The sequence below is a fragment of the Streptomyces sp. NPDC003284 genome (assembly GCF_053589675.1).
Map to the genome: position 1 here is coordinate 1 of NZ_JBSFSI010000025.1, position 16,276 is coordinate 16,276.

The following is a 16,276-nucleotide window of genomic DNA, read 5'->3' on the forward strand; positions in this document are numbered from 1 at the left end:
ACGCTTCCTTTGTACTCACCCTCTCGGGCTTTCCTCCGGGCGCTTCCCTTCGGTCTTGCGTTTCCGACTCTATCAGATCTTTTTCCGATCCGATTCCCAGTCGGGGGGTTTGCCTCGGGCTTTCCGGCTTTCGCCGTCCGGCCTTTCGACATTCACTACGTTAGCCGATTCCCGTCCCGATTCATAATCGGGTCCGACGGGTTCGAATTCGGGCATGCGGGCACACCAGAATGGACCCCGGCGAAGGGGTGCGAGCTAGATAGTGGGTTGGCCGCTCCGGCTGCTGGCAAACGCCGTACCCGGTTCAGCGGCTCGGGATACATTACGCACCTTCCCGAGACGAGTCAACTTCGGCGCTTCTTGGGCACGTGGGCGCGGTACGGGCTCACCGTCGGGTCGTCGGCGACCCAGTAGCGCCAGGGGTGGGCGTCGCCGTCGCCGCCCTCGCCGGCGACGCCGGTGCGCGGGCCGCTGCGGACCTGGCCGGGCCGAGAGTCTGCGGGTGCGGGCGAGTTCGGCGCCTTCCGTGATCTCGCCGGCCCGCAGCAGGACCCCGCTCGCCTGTCCTTCCGGTCCGCACACCAGGTTCATGCAGTGCCACATGCCATAGGTAACTCACTAGGCACGTACATCGTTGGCCCGGCAGCATCGGCACAGCAGACGACAAGCAGGAGACAGGCAGTGCGAGCGATCATCTACGCCAGGCTCAGCCCCACCCCGAGGGGCGAGGAGTCCAAGGGTGGGAACCTGTCACAACAGGTCGAGCTGAGTCAGGCGCTGTGCGACCGGAAGGGCTGGTCGGTCGTAGCCACGATCGTCGAGAAGGACACCTCGGCTTCGACGAAACGGGGAACCAGGCGGAGCGCGGAGTGGGAACGCGTCAAGGCTCTGGTGGAGGACGGCCAGGCGGACGCCATCGTGTCCCGCCACTACGACCGTATGTACCGCACCCCCTGGGACCTTGAGGATCTGGTGGACCTGGCCGAGGCGACCGGCGTCACTCTGGCCGCCGCACAGGCGCAGGGAGTGCTCGACCTGTCCACCCCGTCCGGGCGTCTCGCTGCTCGCATCGGCGCTGTGGTGGCTCGCAACGAGACCGAGATGCGAGTGGAGCGTCAGGTACTCGGACACCAGCGGCGCCGGGAGTCGGGGAGGCCCTTCTGGAGTACTCGCCCCTTCGGCTTCGAGCGGGACGGCAGGCACCGGGAAGCAGAGGCGGAAGCCCTGCGGCAGGCGTACCGGGACGTCCTGGCCGGCGTCACCCTCTGGTCCGTCGCGAAGGACTGGAACACGCGTGGGCTGCTCTCGCCGCACGGGAAGGAGTGGCGCAGCTCGAACCTTCGGATGGTCCTCTTGAAGCCGCGGAACGCGGGAATCCAGACGTACTCGCAGTGGGTCGAGAAGCCGGACGGGACGCACGTGCGGCGGACCGAGGAGACCGGCGCGGGCAACTGGGAGGCGATCGTCTCCGAGGGCATATTCCGGGCCCTGGTCCGCTACCTGAGCGACCCGGAGCGCAAGACGGGCGGCGGCGGCAAGCGCAAGGCCCTGCTGTCCGGCGTGGTCCGCTGCTCGAAGTGTCAGGCCGTCGTCACTCAGGGGTGGAGCAAGAAGAACGCGGCAGGCGAGCGGTACCGCATCTACACCTGTTCGGGTGGCCGGTGCATCACCTGCCCCGCGGACCCGCTCGACTCCTTCGTAGTCAGGAAGGTCATCGACAGGGCCGAGGAGTGGAACGCGGCACCGGCCACGGATGCCGCAGACGAGAAGCGGGAGGCCGAGTTGCTGGCCGAGGAGACGGCCGCATCCGAGAGGCGTACCGCCCTGGCAGAGATGTTCGCCGTCGGGAACATCGACGCGTCGACCCTGCGGACGGGCATCGGCAGGTGTGACGCCGACCTGACCAAGATTCGCGCAGAGCTGGCAGACCTGGCATCGCAGCGGGTACGAGTCGACCTGGGCGACGTCGAGTACCTCTGGGAGGAACTGGACTACGAGGACCCCGACCGCATCGACTACGTGCGGACCGTCGTCATGCAGGTCTGCGAGTGAGTCGAGCTGATGCCGCGCGGTCGAGGGGTCCGGTCCTTCAAGGGCGAGCACTGCCGGATCACGTTCCGGAACCCCTGAGATCCGCGCGGAGGGCCGAGCCGGACGTCGGCGCCGAGTGACGACGGGCCCTGTCTGACGAGAGTCGGGCGGGACCCGTCGTCATACCCGGCGGGAAGGAGTCGTACATCCCTCGGAGCCTCTGTGCGCACCTCTCGCTGCCCAGTTCGAGTGCACGTCCTGACTCGGCCGCTCTCCGAGTACCTGCGCTTCGAGTTCTCCCGGTACTACGCCCCGCACGTGCTCGTCGGGGAGGACATCCGCGTCCTTGACGTGACCGAGCGCGAGAACCCGTTGCCGGAAGTTGGGGACTTCTGGATGCTCGACCGCTCGACGGTCGTCCTGATGCACTACGAGGTCGACGGCACACAGATCAGCCGGGAGCTGTACGGGGGTGACCCTGCGCCGTTCGTCGAGTGGCAGCGCATCGCCCGTTTCCGAGTCGGTTCCCTTCTTGGAGTACGCGGAGCGCGTGGCGGAGTGACGTTCGAAGCTGAGCAGCTTGGCGACTCCGGCACCGAACTCGCCTCTCTGCTTCGGGACTTGCGCAGGCAAGCCGGCCTCTCAGGGGAACGGCTTGCGGCGCGCTGCAACATGTCCCAGTCGAAGGTGTCTCGCATCGAGAACGGCCGGACACGGCCGTCCCTAATCGACGTCGAGCAGACCCTGCGAGCGCTGGATGCTCCCCCGGCACTGGTCGCCGAGGTCTCCGCCCTCGCCAGGATGGCGAACACCGAGTGGCGGAACCTCCGAAAACTCCGACGGCAAGCCGTGCTCTACGACGCCTCGAAGCGGTTCACGTTCGTTCTGACCGAGCGGGCGGTTCGCTGGCCGGTCGTCTCCCTGCTGGCACTCGCCGAGCAGAGCGACGGCGGCGACCTGGCCGACGGATCGGCCGACGCATCCTGCACAAAGGAGGGAGGGCCTCGTTGGGGAGCCCTCCCGTCCGCAGTCGATCGACCGGCCAGGAACGCGTCACGCGCTGCGCTGGCGGACGATCACGCATCGCCTGCTCAGGCTCCGGCGGACGGTTTTGCTCTGGGGCTCAGTCGGTACGCCGACACCGTCGGATCACCGGCCAGGTAGAACCGGTGTTGCCAGTCATGAGCCTTGCTCACGCCTACCCGAGGGCCAACCTGGATGAGCGCGGCAGGTACCGGCTCACCCTTGGCCAGCATGACCGAGGTACCTGCCAGGAGGTCTGCGCCGTTGTGCTCCGCCCTGATGCCGAGTGCCTGGCAGAAGTTCCCCGGGCCTCGGGCGAGCCGTGCGCCCTCTACCTTCTCCCCTCGCCGCTGGCGGGCCAGGTCCTCCCCCTCGATGACCCTGCCCGCCCGGATGAGGACGGCCGAGGCGGTGCCGTCCGTCCCGGTGACGACGTTGGCGCACCAGTGCAGGCCGTGGGAGCGGTAGACGTACAGGTGTCCTGCGGGTCCGAACATGACCGCGTTACGGGGTGTCCGGCCCCGGTAGGCGTGGGAAGCCGGGTCCGCCGCGCCGGAGTACGCCTCGGTCTCCGTGATGGCGATGCTCACGGTTCCCTCCGGGGTCTTGCAGGTGAGTACACTCCCGAGCAGCTTGGGGGCGACTTCTTCGGCAGGGTGGGCGAGAAGATCGACGTTCATGCTGACCGCCTTGACATGCCGTAGGTGAAGTAGACGTACACGACCTCGGTCAGGCGCAGGGCGATCGGGCCGTCGGGGGTCGTCCGGAGCAGGGTCCGCCCCAGGAGGTCGGGGGCGACCTCCAGGACGGGACGGTCGAAGAACTCTCTGGGCAGCGGCGTACGGTCCGGGGGCGCGATCATGGCGTCCGAGCGTAGTCCAGACGGGTGGGTCTCAAGGACTGGTCAAAGATCCCTCCCCTTGCCAGGGTGTGGACGCGGAACCGGTCGGGGCCGCGTCGCGTATGTAGGGATCAGGGATCCGCGCCGTGGGGTCGGGGATCCACACCGTATAAGGAGAGTCATGGCGTTCAGGAAGCTGCTCGCGAGCCTCGGAGCCGGCGGGGCGTCCGTCGAGACCGAACTGCACGAGGTCAACGTCGTGCCGGGCGGTGTCGTCCAGGGCGAGGTGCGGATCCAGGGCGGGTCCGTGAACCAGGCGATCGAGGGCCTTTCGGTCGGCTTGCAGGCCAGGGTCGAGGTGGAGAGCGGCGACGAGGAGTACAAGCAGAACATCGAGTTCACCAAGGTGCGGCTCGGTGGGGCCTTCGAGCTCCAGGCCGGTGCCGTGCACACGGTGCCCTTCGGTCTGGAGATCCCCTGGGAGACGCCGGTCACGATGATCGACGGGCAGGCGCTGCGCGGTATGAACATCGGGGTGACGACGGAGCTGGCGATCGCCCGTGCCGTGGACTCCGGTGACCTCGACCCGATCAATGTGCACCCGATGCCGGCGCAGAAGGCGATCCTGGACGCGTTCATCCAGCTGGGCTTCCGGTTCAAGCACGCGGACATGGAGCGCGGTCACATCCGCGGGACACGGCAGCGGCTGCCGTTCTACCAGGAGATCGAGTTCTACCCGCCGTCGGAGTACCGGGGTCTGAACGAGGTCGAGCTGAGCTTCGTCGCCGACGAGCAGGCGATGGACGTGGTGCTGGAGATGGACAAGAAGCCCGGTCTGTTCAGCGAGGGCAGCGACACCTACCGCTCGTTCCAGGTGGGCCTGCACGACTACCGGCAGACCGACTGGGCGGCGTATCTGCACCAGTGGATCGCCGAGGTCGGCAGCAAGCGGAGCTGGTTCTGACAAGGCCCTAAGGTCGGTACCGACAGCCGGAACGATCAGAACGACCAGGAGGTACCGAGGTGCCCGAGCTGAAGCGGCGGCCACTCCCCCACGACTTCCATCCGCCCGTGCCGTCGTTCACGGTCACGAGTGACGACGTGCAGGAGGGTGCGAGGCTCAAGGACGCCCAGGTCCAGTCGGCGGGGAACACCTCGCCGCAGCTGCGCTGGGAAGGTTTCCCGGCCGGGACCAAGAGCTTCGCCGTCACCTGCTACGACCCGGACGCGCCGACGGGCAGCGGGTTCTGGCACTGGGTGGTGTTCGACATCCCGGCCTCGGTGACGGAGCTGCCGGCGGGCGCGGGCGGCGGGAAGTTCGAGGGGCTGCCCGAGGGCGCGGTGCACGCGCGCAACGACTACGGGTCGAAGGACTTCGGCGGTGCCGCGCCGCCGCCCGGGGACGGGCCACACCGGTACGTCTTCACGGTGTACGCCGTCGATCAGGACAAGCTCGGTCCGGACGCCGCCGCCTCGCCCGCCGTGGTGGGCTTCAACCTGCGGTTCCACACGCTGGCGCGGGCGCAGCTGATCGGTGAGTACGAGGTGCCCGCCGAAAGCTGAGCCCCCCGCCGCGCGTTTTCGCGTTCACGGAACGTTTGCCCGCCTCTGGTCTTGGAAGTGATCGGAGGCGGGCATTTTTATTGCGTTGTCCATCCCGACGCGCCCGTAGAGAGTTGAGCCGGGCCCGCCGGGGGGTGGGCAGGTGCACACGGGAGGTGGGCCGGATGCGGGACACGCTGGTGCTGAACGCGAGCTTCGAGCCGCTGTCGACGGTGACGTTGAACCGAGCCGTGGTGCTGGTGCTCCAGGACAAGGCCGTCGTCGAGCAGGCCCACCCCGAACTGCGGATGCGCGGGGCCGCGGTGGACATCCCCGCACCCCGGGTGATCCGGCTGTGCCGGTACGTACGGGTGCCCTTCCGAAGACAAGCACCGTGGTCGAGGCGGGGCGTCCTGGTGCGCGACCGGCACCGGTGCGCGTACTGCGGCCGTCGGGCGACGACCGTGGACCACGTCATACCGCGGTCGCACGGCGGGCAGGACACCTGGCTGAACACGGTGGCCTCGTGCGCGGAGGACAACCACCGCAAGGCGGACCGGACTCCTCAGCAGGCGGGGATGCCGTTGCTGCGGGAGCCGTTCGAGCCGACACCGGCGGACGCGATGCTGTTCGCGCTGGGCGCGGACGACCGTGCGGCGCTGCCGGACTGGCTGGGCCGCGCGGCCGCCTGACGTCCTCCCGCCGTCGGCGCGGGCTGCGGGCACCCGTCTCCGGGTGCCCGTTCTCCGCTGCCCCGGTGTTCTGCCGGCCCGGTGTCCTGGCGGCCCGCTGCCCCGGAGTCCTGGCGGCCCGGCGCCTCAGTCGATGAAGGGCTTCTCGCGGCGTTCGGCGGGGGCGTTCCTGCCGTCGTTCTGGGCCGGTACGGTGCTGCCGCCGCCGTTGCCGCCGCCTGAATTGCCGCCCAGGGGACCGAAGTTGCCCATGGCGCCGGAGAGCCCCTTGAGGGCGTCGCCGATCTCGCTGGGGACGATCCAGAGCTTGTTGGCGTCGCCCTCGGCGATCTTCGGCAGCATCTGGAGGTACTGGTAGGAGAGGAGCTTCTGGTCCGGGTCTCCGGCGTGGATGGCCTCGAAGACCGTACGGACGGCCTGGGCCTCGCCCTCGGCGCGCAGCGCGGCGGCCTTGGCCTCACCTTCGGCGCGCAGGATCTGGGACTGCTTCTCGCCCTCGGCGCGCAGGATCTCGGACTGCCGCACACCTTCGGCCTGGAGGATGGCGGCGCGCTTGTCACGGTCGGCGCGCATCTGCTTCTCCATCGAGTCCTGGATGGAGGTGGGCGGCTCGATGGCCTTCAGCTCGACGCGGTTGACGCGGATGCCCCACTTGCCGGTGGCCTCGTCGAGGACGCCGCGCAGGGCCGCGTTGATCTCCTCGCGGGAGGTGAGGGTGCGCTCCAGGTCCATGCCGCCGATGATGTTGCGCAGGGTGGTGACGGTGAGCTGCTCGATCGCCTGGATGTAGCTGGCGACCTCGTAGGTCGCGGCGCGGGCGTCGGTCACCTGGTAGTAGATGACGGTGTCGATGTTGACGACCAGGTTGTCCTGGGTGATCACCGGCTGCGGCGGGAACGGCACGACCTGTTCGCGCAGGTCGATGCGGTTGCGGATGGTGTCGATGAACGGGACGACGATGTTGAGGCCCGCGTTCAGTGTCCGCGTGTAGCGGCCGAAGCGCTCCACGATGGCCGCGCTGGCCTGTGGGATGACCTGGATGGTCTTGATCAGGGCGATGAAGACCAACACCACCAGAATGATCAGGACGATGATGACCGGTTCCATCGTGGGTTCCCTGTCCCCTCTCCGCCTCGGCGCTCTAGGAAGATCTTATGGGCTCTGCGGCTGTTGAAGATCTTGCTGGTCGAGTCTGACAGACCGTCGTCCGCCTCGTGGGGTGTTCGGCGCAGGTCACATGACGATGGCGGTGGCTCCCTCGATCTCGACCACGTCGACCTCGGTCCCGGGCTCGTAGCTGCGGCCGGGGTCGAGCGCCCGCGCGGACCAGGTCTCACCGGCGAGCTTGATCCGTCCGCCGGTGCCGTCGACGCGTTCGAGCACGAGGGCCTGCCTGCCCTTCAACGCGTCGATGCCGGTGGCGAGTCGGGGGCTCTGCCTGCTGTGCCGGGCCGCGATGGGGCGTACGACGGCGATGAGGGCGACGGAGACGGCGAGGAAGGCGAGGACCTGGACGACGGTCCCGAAACCGAGTCCCGCGGCGACCGCGGCGGCGACGGCGCCGACCGCGAGCATGCCGAACTCGGGCATCGCGGTCACCACGAGCGGGATTCCGAGCGCCGCCGCGCCGACGAGCCACCACACCCATGCGTCGATGTCGTTCACATGGTCATGGTAGGACCGCGGGTCGCGAGACCGACAGGGCGCACGGGGGGTGCCTCGGTGCAGGGTTCGGGAGAAGTGGTCGTCAACCGGGGCCGAGGGGGCGGCCGTTGACGGCGGCGGGAGAGCGAGTCGGCTGCGCGGGTGGGGAGTTCGGCGCGGGTCAGGAGAGCGGGAGGCCCTGGGCGGTCCAGCGGTCGCCGACCTGCTCGACGACGAGCGGGAGGCCGAAGCAGCGGGAGAGGTTGCGGGAGGTCAGCTCCAGCTCCAGCGGTCCGGCGGCGAGCACCTTGCCCTGGTTGATCATCAGGACGTGGGTGAAGCCGGGAGCGATCTCCTCGACGTGGTGGGTGACCATGATCATGGAGGGAGCGATCGGGTCGCGGGCCAGCCGGCCGAGCCGGCGGACCAGGTCCTCGCGGCCGCCGAGGTCGAGTCCGGCGGCGGGCTCGTCCAGGAGCAGCAGTTCGGGGTCGGTCATGAGGGCGCGGGCGATCAGGGTGCGCTTGCGCTCGCCCTCGGAGAGGGTGCCGAAGCGCCGGTCGAGGTAGTCGGTCATGCCGAGGCGGTCGAGGAAGGCGCGGGCGCGCTGCTCGTCGACGTCCTCGTACTCCTCCTGCCAGCCGGCGGTCATGCCGTAGGCGGCGGTCAGCACGGTCTGGAGGACGGTCTGGCGCTTGGGGAGCTTCTCGGCCATGGCGATACCGGCCACGCCGATGCGGGGGCGCAGTTCGAAGACGTCGGTGCCGGGCCTGCCGAGGGTCTCGCCGAGGATGGTGGCGGTGCCCTTGCTGGGGTAGAGGTAGCTGGAGGCGACGTTCAGGAGGGTGGTCTTGCCGGCGCCGTTCGGGCCGAGGATGACCCAGCGCTCGCCCTCCTTGACCGACCAGGAGACCTGGTCCACCAGAGCCCGGCCCTCGCGGACCACGGATACGTCCTGAAGCTCCAGAACATCGCTCATGAGCGCGTTGTCTCCCCTTGCAGTGTGCCGCCGGTCTCGGCTGTCGCGTACGCCTGTGGCTCGGTCCGCCGCGCCGGTGGGCGCAGCCCCCACCGAATCTACGCCACCGGCCGGGCGGGCTGTTCCATCGGTCCGGTCCTTAGGGTGGACGCATGCTCTCGGAACCGCGTTCAGGACGCCTCGCAGCTTGGGGAAATGCCCTTCTTGCCGGACTTGTCGCGCCGGACGACGCCGTGCTCGCCGTGGTGGGTGAGGACGCCGTCCACCGGGTGGCGGGGCTGCCCGGCGAGTCGGGGCCGGTCGGGCTCACGCTCGCGCTGGGGCGGCTGCGCACGCTCGGGGCCGGTGCCCTGCGGGTGGCGCTGCCGGTGCCGGGTCATCCGCTGGGGCTGAGCGGTCCGCCGGAGTTCAACGCGCGGGCGCTGGAGGCCGGTGAGGCGGTGGTGTGCCACGGTGCCGCGCTCGGGCTGGTGCCCGAGGTGCACGAGGCGGGGCCGGCGGGTGATGTGCACGCCGAGGTGGTCTGGCATGTGCTGCCGGTGCGGGAGGCACCGCCCGCCGACGTGCCGTCGCTGGGCGAGGCCGAGCGGGAGCTGGCCGAGGCGCTGCGGGAGGCGACCGAGGTGCTGTCGCGGCTGGACGTCGCCGGGTCGGGGCCGGTGGCGGAGGCGGCGCTCGACGCCTACCGGGCGCGGGCCGAGCGGGGCCGCGAGGTGCTCGCGCCCGGGTATCCGCCGCGGGCGGTGCGGGTGCTGGAGCTGGCGCAGCGGGTGGGGCTGCTGGTGTCGCTGGCGTACGGCAACGGGCACGGCGGGGCGGTGAGCGCGTCGGAGATGGCCGCGCGGGGGGCCGCGCTGCGGCCGGTGGAGCGTACGGCGCGGCGGGCGCAGGTGGCGGCGTACAACTCCGTGATCGAGGAGCGGGAGAAGCGGGAGAGGGGCACCCGGTAGAAGGAGAAGGAGAAGGAGAAGGAGAAACGGCGGGGGTGGTGCGCGGGGTGTGCTGAGCCGACCGGCCTCCCGGGGCGGACCCGGGAGGCCGTGGGCATCGGTGTGGCGCCGTTCTCAGCGGTTGAGGCCGAGGTTGCCGAAGGCCGGGTTCAGTACGCCGATGACGTTGACGCTGTTGCCGACGGCGTTGACCGGGACGGCGACGGGCACCTGGATGGTGTTGCCCGAGACGACGCCCGGGGAGCCCTTGGCGGCACCGGCCGCCGCGGCGCCGTCGGCGGCGGAGGCCATTCCGGCACCGGCGGCGATGAGTCCGCCGGCCACCATCGTCACGGCCGCTGCCTTCTTCAGGTTCTTCACGTTCCAAGCCCTTCTGGTGTCCGCCGCGGCAGTCGCCGCGGCACGCACTGGAGAACGGCCGGGATGCCTGGAGGTTGCGCCATCCGGGGGACATTCCCACGACGGTATGAATCTCAGTCCGGAACGGAACGCTCCGTTGCCATGCGCCAGGTGCCATGTGCTGTGCGCCAGGTGCCGTGCGCGGCGCCGGTGCGCGGTGCGCCGTGCCGGTGCGCGGCGCGCGGTGCGCGGTGCGCGGTGCGGCCGGGTCAGCCCGCCGCCCCGTGCCGTACGGCCCACAGCGCGGCCTGGGTGCGGTCCGCCAGGTCGAGCTTCATCAGGATGTTGGACACGTGGGTCTTGACGGTCTTCTCGGAGAGGACCAGGGCGCGGGCGATCTCGCGGTTGGAGCGGCCGTCCGCTATGAGGCCCAGCACCTCGCGCTCCCGGTCGGTGAGGGAGGTGCCGCGGCCCTGGCCGAGGCCGGTGTCCTCCTGGGACAGCAGGGCACCGGCGACCTCGGGCTGGAGCAGGATGTGACCGGCGTGCACGGATCTGATGGCGCCGGCCAGCGCGTCGGGGTCCACGTCCTTGTACACGTACCCGGCGGCGCCCGCGCGCAGGGCCGGGACCACGGTGCGCTGCTCGGTGAAGCTGGTGACGATGAGCACGCGCGCGGGGTTGCCCAGCTCGCGCAGCCTGCGCAGCGCCTCGACGCCGTCCATGACGGGCATCTTGACGTCCATGAGGACCACGTCGGGTCTCAGCTCCTCGGCCCGCTGCACCCCCTCGGCGCCGTCGGCCGCCTCACCGACCACCTCGATGTCGTCCTGTACTTCCAGGAAGGTGCGCAGGCCCCGGCGGACCACCTGGTGGTCGTCGACGACCAGCACCTTGATTGCGTCAGCCACCCGGGGCCTCCATCTCGATCGTGGTGCCCTTGCCGGGCGCCGATTCCACCGTGAGCGTGCCGCCGGTGCCGCTCGCCCGGTCCCGCATGGAGACCAGGCCGAGATGGCGGCCGGCGCGGCGCACCGTGCGCGGGTCGAAGCCGGTGCCGTCGTCGGTGACGCGCAGGACGGCGCCGGGGCCGCGGCGGTCCAGGGTGACGTCGACGTGCGCGGCGCCGGAGTGGCGCAGCGCGTTGTGCAGGGCCTCCTGGGCGACGCGGAGCACGGCCTCCTCCTGGGCGGCCGGCAGCGCGCGGAAGCCGCGGGCGGTGAAGGTGACACGGGCGCTGTGCGCGCGGTCGAGGACCTGGATCTGGGTGCGCAGGGTGGCGACCAGGCCGTCCTCGTCGAGGGCGGCCGGGCGCAGCTCGACCACGGCGGCGCGCAGCTCGTCGGCGGCCTCCGCGGCGAGCACGGCCACCTGCTGAAGCTCGCCCTTGGCGCGCACCGGGTCGCGGTCGACGAGGGCGGCGGCGGCCTGGGCGGTCAGGCGCAGAGAGAACAGCTTCTGGCTGACCGCGTCGTGCAGCTCGTGGGCGAGGCGGGAGCGCTCCTCGGCGATGGTGAGCTCGCGGCTGCGCTCGTAGAGGCGGGCGTTGGTGAGGGCGATGGCGGCGTGCTGGGCGAGGAGGGCGAGCAGTTCCTCGTCCTCCTCCGTGAAGCCGCAGCCGCCCGCCGGTCTGGGGCAGCGCTTGTTGGCCAGGAACAGGGCCCCGATGACCTCGTCGCCGTCGCGGATGGGCAGGCCCAGGAAGTCGGACATCTCCGGGTGGGCGGCCGGCCAGCCCCCGAAGCGCGGGTCGGTGCGCACGTCCGCCAGGCGTTCGGACTCCGTCTGGTGCAGCATCGCGGCGAGGATGCCGTGCTGGCGCGGGAGCGGGCCGATGGCCCGCCACTGCTCCTCGCTGACGCCGTCGACCACGAACTGGGCGAAGCCGCCGTGGTCGTCCGGGACGCCGAGCGCGGCGTACTGCGCGTCGAGCAGCTCGCGGGCCGAGGCGACGATCGTCTTCAGGACGTCGCGCACCTCCAGGTGCCTGCTCATGGCCAGCAGCGCGGCACTCACCGCACCGAGGCCGGACCGGGGGCCTTGACTCATGACCTCACGGTACCGGCGCGGTGTGACAGGGGGATGGGACCTGGGGACGCCTCCGCGGGGCCGCCGGACCTAGGTCCGGGGACGGGGACGGGGACGCGGCCGGGAGCGAGCGCGGGCCGGAGGCAGGGAGGGGATGGAGGAGGCAGGGAGGGGATGGAGGTGGGGCGGAGCCGTGTGTCGTCGTACGCGGCCGTGCGTGGTCGTGCGTGGGTCGTGCGGAGGCCGTACGCGGGCACGCCTGTGGCATCACGTCGGCCGCGCTCGTCTCCTCCTTGCGGAGGAGGCCGTTCACGCAATGCGTTGCGACGGCAACGATCGGTGAGAATGCCCCTCCTCCGATGTGAGGACGCACATAGGGCGCACATCACGTACGAAGGGGCATAGGAGAGGACCGTCCCTCGATGAACGGGACAGGCATCCCAGTCTGTCCCGTTTTGTCGCTTCCTGATCCACTACCCGGCTTCGTACGTCACACCTTTGCCCTCGGATTTTGCGGCAGCTAAGAATGGCTCTCGTCGCTCAGCGCCGCGGGTTTCCGTTCGCGGCGTTCGTGTGGGTAGGACCCCCTCCCGCAGTCCGGAGAGCGACCTCCGCGCTACTCGAAGAGGTCCGTTTCACCATGCCTGCAAACTTCCGCATCCCCCGATCCAGTCGTGCCCTGACCCGAACCCACAAGGCCGCCGTCGCCGGTGTCGCCACCCTCGGTGCCGCCGCGATCGCCTTCACCGCCGTCCCCGGCGGCGCCCACACCACCGCGTCCGCCGACACCGTCGCGGCCCCGGTGCAGATCGGCTCGCAGCCGGTCAAGGACGTCAAGGCCAGCGTCACCGACCAGCTCGCCGGCACCAGCGTCAAGATCCAGGCCATCGAGGCCAAGAAGCAGGCCGCCGCGCAGCACAAGGCCCGTACCGCCGCCGCGCAGCACAAGGCCGAGGCCGCGGCCCGCCACAAGGCGCAGGCCGCCCACAAGGCCGCGAAGGCCGCCTCCCGGTCCGCCGAGCGTCCCCGCATGGAGACGGTCGCGGCGGCCACCAGCTACGGCAACAACCTCGACGGCTGGATCCGCAAGTCGCTGTCGATCATGCGCCAGCACAACATCCCCGGCTCCTACAGCGGCCTGCACCGCAACATCATGCGGGAGTCCTCGGGCAACCCGGCGGCCATGAACGGCTGGGACATCAACGCCCGCAACGGCATACCCTCCAAGGGTCTGCTCCAGGTCATCCAGCCGACCTTCAACGCCTACCACGTGCCCGGCACGTCGGCGAACATCTACGACCCGGTCGCCAACATCACCGCCGCGGCCAACTACGCCGCCCACCGCTACGGCTCGATCGACAACGTCAACAGCGCGTACTGACCCCAGGGGGTCGGCGCGGACCTCTGACGGCACGACGCGGAAGGGCGGCACCCGGTACGGGTGCCGCCCTTCGCCGCTCTGCGCACGGTGCGCCGCGGTCCCCGCGGCCCGTGTCACCGCCCGCGTCTCACCGCGCGTGGGGTGCGCCGGCCGTCACTTGCGCATGACCTCCGGCTCGTGGCGGCGCAGGAAGCGCGCCACCAGGAAGCCGCAGACCACACCGAGCGCGATCAGCGCGGCCATGTCGAGGCTCCAGGCCGAGACCGTGTGGTCCCACAGCGGGTCGGTGCTGGTCGGGTCGTCGACGTTCGGGGCGATGTTGTTGAGGTCCAGCGTGGTGCCAGCGCCCGCCACCGCCCAGCGCGAGGGCATCAGGTACGAGAACTCGTTGACGCCGAGCGTGCCGTGCAGCGTGAACAGGCAGCCGGTGAACACGACCTGGATGATCGCGAACATCACCAGCAGCGGCATCGTCTTCTCGGCGGTCTTCACCAGCGAGGAGATGACCAGGCCCACCATCATCGAGGTGAAGCCGAGCGCCATGATCGGCAGGCACAGCTCGAAGAGGGTGGCGCTGCCCAGGACCAGGCCCTTGCCGGGGATCTCCCGGCTGGAGAAGCCGATCAGGCCGACCATCAGCCCCTGGAGCACGGTGATCAGGCCGAGCACGACGACCTTCGACATCAGGTACGCCGACCGGGACAGGCCGGTGGCCCGCTCCCGTTCGTAGATCACCCGTTCCTTGATCAGCTCGCGCACCGAGTTCGCCGCGCCCGCGAAGCACGCGCCGACCGCGAGGATCAGCAGGACCGTGGTCGCGGTGCCGTTCGGGGTGGGCAGATGCGTCCGCGAGTTGATCGGATTGACCAGCAGGCCCTTCTCGTGGTCGATCAGCAGGCTGACCGCGCCGAGCACCGCCGGAAGGATCACCGTCAGCGCCAGGAACCCCTTGTCGGAGACGATCACCGACACATACCGCCGGATCAGGGTCAGCAGCTGCGAACCCCACGCCTGCGGCTTGGGCGGCCTGATGGCCTGCGGCGGCGGGACGGCCGCCGACTGCGGCGCGACCGCGTCGATGTCCGCGGCGTACATCTGGTAGTGCTGCGAGCCCTTCCAGCGGCCCGCCCAGTCGTAGTCGCGGTAGTTCTCGAACGCGGAGAAGACGTCGGCCCAGCTCTCGTAGCCGAAGAAGTTCAGCGCCTCCTCGGGCGGACCGAAGTAGGCGACGCTGCCGCCCGGCGCCATCACCAGGAGCTTGTCGCAGATGGCCAGCTCGGCCACCGAGTGGGTGACGACCAGGACGGTGCGGCCGTCGTCGGCGAGGCCGCGCAGCAGCGTCATCACATCGCGGTCCATGCCCGGGTCGAGGCCGGAGGTCGGCTCGTCCAGGAAGATCAGCGACGGCTTGGTCAGCAGCTCCAGGGCGACCGAGACGCGCTTGCGCTGGCCGCCGGAGAGCGAGGTGACCTTCTTGTCCTTGTGCGGGTCGAGCTTCAGCTCGCGCAGCACCTCGTCGATCCGGGCGTCGCGCTCGGCGCCCGTGGTGTCGGCCGGGAAGCGCAGCTTGGCCGCGTACTTCAGGGCCTTCTTGACGGTCAGCTCCTTGTGCAGGATGTCGTCCTGCGGGACCAGACCGATGCGCTGGCGCAGCTCGGCGAACTGCTTGTACAGGTTCCGGTTGTCGTAGAGGACCTCGCCCTGGTCGGCCGGGCGGTAGCCGGTGAGCGCCTTGAGCAGGGTCGACTTGCCGGAGCCGGACGGGCCGATGACCGCGATCAGCGACTTCTCCGGGACCCCGAAGGAGACGTCCTTGAGGATCTGCTTGCCGCCGTCGACCGTGACGGTCAGATGACGGGCGGAGAAGGACACCTCACCGGTGTCGACGAACTCCTCCAGGCGGTCGCCGACGATCCGGAACGTCGAGTGGCCGACACCGACGATGTCGGTCGGGCCGAGCGTCGCCGAGCCGCCCTTGGTGATCGGCTGGCCGTTGACGTACGTGCCGTTGTGCGAGCCCAGATCGCGGATCTCCATGCGGCCGTCGGGCGTCGCGTGGAACTCCGCGTGGTTGCGGGAGACCTGGAGGTCGGAGACGACCAGGTCGTTCTCCAGGGCACGGCCGATGCGCATCACACGGCCCAGGGAGAACTGGTGGAACGTGGTGGGGCTGCGGTCGCCGTAGGCCGGCGGCGCCCCCGCGCCACCACCGGGGCCCTGCTGCGGCACCGGCTGCTGCGGGATCGCCGCCGCCAACGGTGCCTGGGCCTGCGCCTGTGCCTGGGCGTGCTGCCAGCCGGCCTGCGGGTCCGGCTGGGCGGCCGGCGGCTGCTGCCCGGCCCAGCCCGCCCCGGCGCCCTGCGCGGCGTAGGGCTGCGCCTGCGGTGCCGCGGCGGCCGCCGCCGCGGCCGAGAGGTTCAGGCACGGGCCGTCGGTGGCATTGCCGAGGTGGACGGCCGAACCCGGGCCGATCTCCGTCTGCTGGACCCGCTGCCCCCGTACGAACGTGCCGTTGGTGCTGCCGTGGTCCTCGATCAGCCAACTGCGGCCGTTGTGGCTGACCGTGGCGTGGCGCCAGGAGACCCTGGCGTCGTCGAATGCGATGTCACCCTGCGGATCACGGCCGAGGGTGTAGGTCCGGGACGGATCGAGCGTCCAGGTCCGTCCATTTGTTTCCAGTACGAGTTCCGGCACTCCAAGCCCCACTGAGTTGTCCCCCGAATTGCCCCCGTCGCGGGGAGTCTAGGGATGTCGAACATCGTGCTGAACTATTCCAGGCTCCGCCCTCTGACCGAAAGCCGGGCCTTGTCATGAGTAGGTAACGCA

The 16,276-nt window shown here is 70.2% G+C and carries 14 protein-coding genes and 3 pseudogenes; 7 read left to right on the forward strand and 10 right to left on the reverse strand.

The annotated features are described in order from the left end of the window. Positions 1-344: 344 nt before the first annotated feature. Positions 345-612 (reverse strand): annotated as a pseudogene (locus ACWDYF_RS33070) (DNA-3-methyladenine glycosylase); the annotation flags it as partial. A 69-nt stretch (positions 613-681) separates the two neighbouring features. Here ACWDYF_RS33070 and ACWDYF_RS33075 point away from each other — a divergent pair. Continuing rightward, the gene (locus ACWDYF_RS33075) at positions 682-2,052 is read left to right on the forward strand and encodes a recombinase family protein (RefSeq protein WP_389473133.1); all 1,371 of its coding nucleotides are present in this window, start codon (positions 682-684) and stop codon (positions 2,050-2,052) included. A gap of 228 nt (positions 2,053-2,280) precedes the next feature. Continuing rightward, positions 2,281-3,195, forward strand: coding sequence for a helix-turn-helix domain-containing protein (locus tag ACWDYF_RS33080; RefSeq protein ID WP_389473131.1), 915 nt, complete (start codon positions 2,281-2,283; stop codon positions 3,193-3,195). Here ACWDYF_RS33080 and ACWDYF_RS33085 read toward each other — a convergent pair. Both ACWDYF_RS33085 and ACWDYF_RS33090 read right to left on the reverse strand, forming a co-directional pair. Beyond that, a complete protein-coding gene (locus ACWDYF_RS33085) occupies positions 3,123-3,734 on the reverse strand; it encodes a DNA-3-methyladenine glycosylase (RefSeq protein WP_389473129.1) in 612 nt (203 codons plus the stop codon). The genes ACWDYF_RS33080 and ACWDYF_RS33085 overlap by 73 nt on opposite strands. Positions 3,735-3,775: 41 nt before the next feature. Beyond that, positions 3,776-3,916, reverse strand: a pseudogene (locus ACWDYF_RS33090) (DNA-3-methyladenine glycosylase); the annotation flags it as partial. A gap of 160 nt (positions 3,917-4,076) precedes the next feature. Between ACWDYF_RS33090 and ACWDYF_RS33095 the strand changes: the two are divergent. The 3 genes from ACWDYF_RS33095 to ACWDYF_RS33105 all read left to right on the forward strand — a co-directional run bounded on the left by ACWDYF_RS33095 (position 4,077) and on the right by ACWDYF_RS33105 (position 6,129). Then, entirely contained in the window at positions 4,077-4,859 is a 783-nt protein-coding gene (locus tag ACWDYF_RS33095) for a sporulation protein (RefSeq protein ID WP_389473127.1), read from the forward strand. Positions 4,860-4,918: 59 nt separating this feature from the next. Continuing rightward, positions 4,919-5,458, forward strand: coding sequence for a YbhB/YbcL family Raf kinase inhibitor-like protein (locus tag ACWDYF_RS33100; RefSeq protein WP_037893844.1), 540 nt, complete (start codon positions 4,919-4,921; stop codon positions 5,456-5,458). A gap of 164 nt (positions 5,459-5,622) precedes the next feature. After that, positions 5,623-6,129, forward strand: a complete 507-nt coding sequence (locus ACWDYF_RS33105) for an HNH endonuclease (protein WP_018567731.1) — start codon at positions 5,623-5,625, stop codon at positions 6,127-6,129. Between the two features lie 126 nt (positions 6,130-6,255). Here the strand turns inward: ACWDYF_RS33105 and ACWDYF_RS33110 are convergent, their stop codons facing one another. The 3 genes and pseudogenes from ACWDYF_RS33110 to ACWDYF_RS33120 form a co-directional block, all read right to left on the reverse strand. After that, on the reverse strand, positions 6,256-7,236 hold the full coding sequence (locus tag ACWDYF_RS33110; protein WP_389473124.1) for an SPFH domain-containing protein: 981 nt from the start codon (positions 7,234-7,236) through the stop codon (positions 6,256-6,258). A gap of 126 nt (positions 7,237-7,362) precedes the next feature. Further along, positions 7,363-7,794, reverse strand: a complete 432-nt coding sequence (locus tag ACWDYF_RS33115) for an NfeD family protein (RefSeq protein WP_381743915.1) — start codon at positions 7,792-7,794, stop codon at positions 7,363-7,365. Positions 7,795-8,221: 427 nt separating this feature from the next. Further along, positions 8,222-8,752: pseudogene (locus ACWDYF_RS33120) on the reverse strand (ABC transporter ATP-binding protein); the annotation flags it as partial. A 152-nt stretch (positions 8,753-8,904) separates the two neighbouring features. Between ACWDYF_RS33120 and ACWDYF_RS33125 the strand changes: the two are divergent. Continuing rightward, the gene (locus tag ACWDYF_RS33125; RefSeq protein ID WP_381743914.1) at positions 8,905-9,702 is read left to right on the forward strand and encodes a hypothetical protein; all 798 of its coding nucleotides are present in this window, start codon (positions 8,905-8,907) and stop codon (positions 9,700-9,702) included. Between the two features lie 114 nt (positions 9,703-9,816). Here ACWDYF_RS33125 and ACWDYF_RS33130 read toward each other — a convergent pair whose 3' ends face one another. From ACWDYF_RS33130 to ACWDYF_RS33140, 3 genes are all read right to left on the reverse strand, one after another. Further along, positions 9,817-10,062: a chaplin gene (locus tag ACWDYF_RS33130; RefSeq protein WP_018567726.1), complete on the reverse strand. Its 246-nt coding sequence runs from the start codon at positions 10,060-10,062 to the stop codon at positions 9,817-9,819. Positions 10,063-10,310: 248 nt separating this feature from the next. Beyond that, positions 10,311-10,952: a response regulator gene (locus ACWDYF_RS33135; RefSeq protein WP_018567725.1), complete on the reverse strand. Its 642-nt coding sequence runs from the start codon at positions 10,950-10,952 to the stop codon at positions 10,311-10,313. After that, positions 10,945-12,090: a GAF domain-containing sensor histidine kinase gene (locus ACWDYF_RS33140; protein WP_026252518.1), complete on the reverse strand. Its 1,146-nt coding sequence runs from the start codon at positions 12,088-12,090 to the stop codon at positions 10,945-10,947. The genes ACWDYF_RS33135 and ACWDYF_RS33140 overlap by 8 nt, the downstream gene beginning before the upstream one ends. A 619-nt stretch (positions 12,091-12,709) precedes the next feature. On the opposite strand from ACWDYF_RS33140, the gene ACWDYF_RS33145 reads away from it, so the two are divergent. Beyond that, positions 12,710-13,450 carry a transglycosylase SLT domain-containing protein gene (locus tag ACWDYF_RS33145; protein WP_381743912.1) on the forward strand — a complete coding sequence of 247 codons (741 nt, stop codon included), beginning with the start codon at positions 12,710-12,712 and terminating at the stop codon, positions 13,448-13,450. 153 nt (positions 13,451-13,603) lie between these two features. On the opposite strand, the gene ACWDYF_RS33150 is transcribed toward ACWDYF_RS33145, so the two are convergent. Beyond that, positions 13,604-16,144, reverse strand: coding sequence for an ABC transporter ATP-binding protein/permease (locus ACWDYF_RS33150; RefSeq protein ID WP_389473120.1), 2,541 nt, complete (start codon positions 16,142-16,144; stop codon positions 13,604-13,606). Positions 16,145-16,276: the final 132 nt, after the last annotated feature.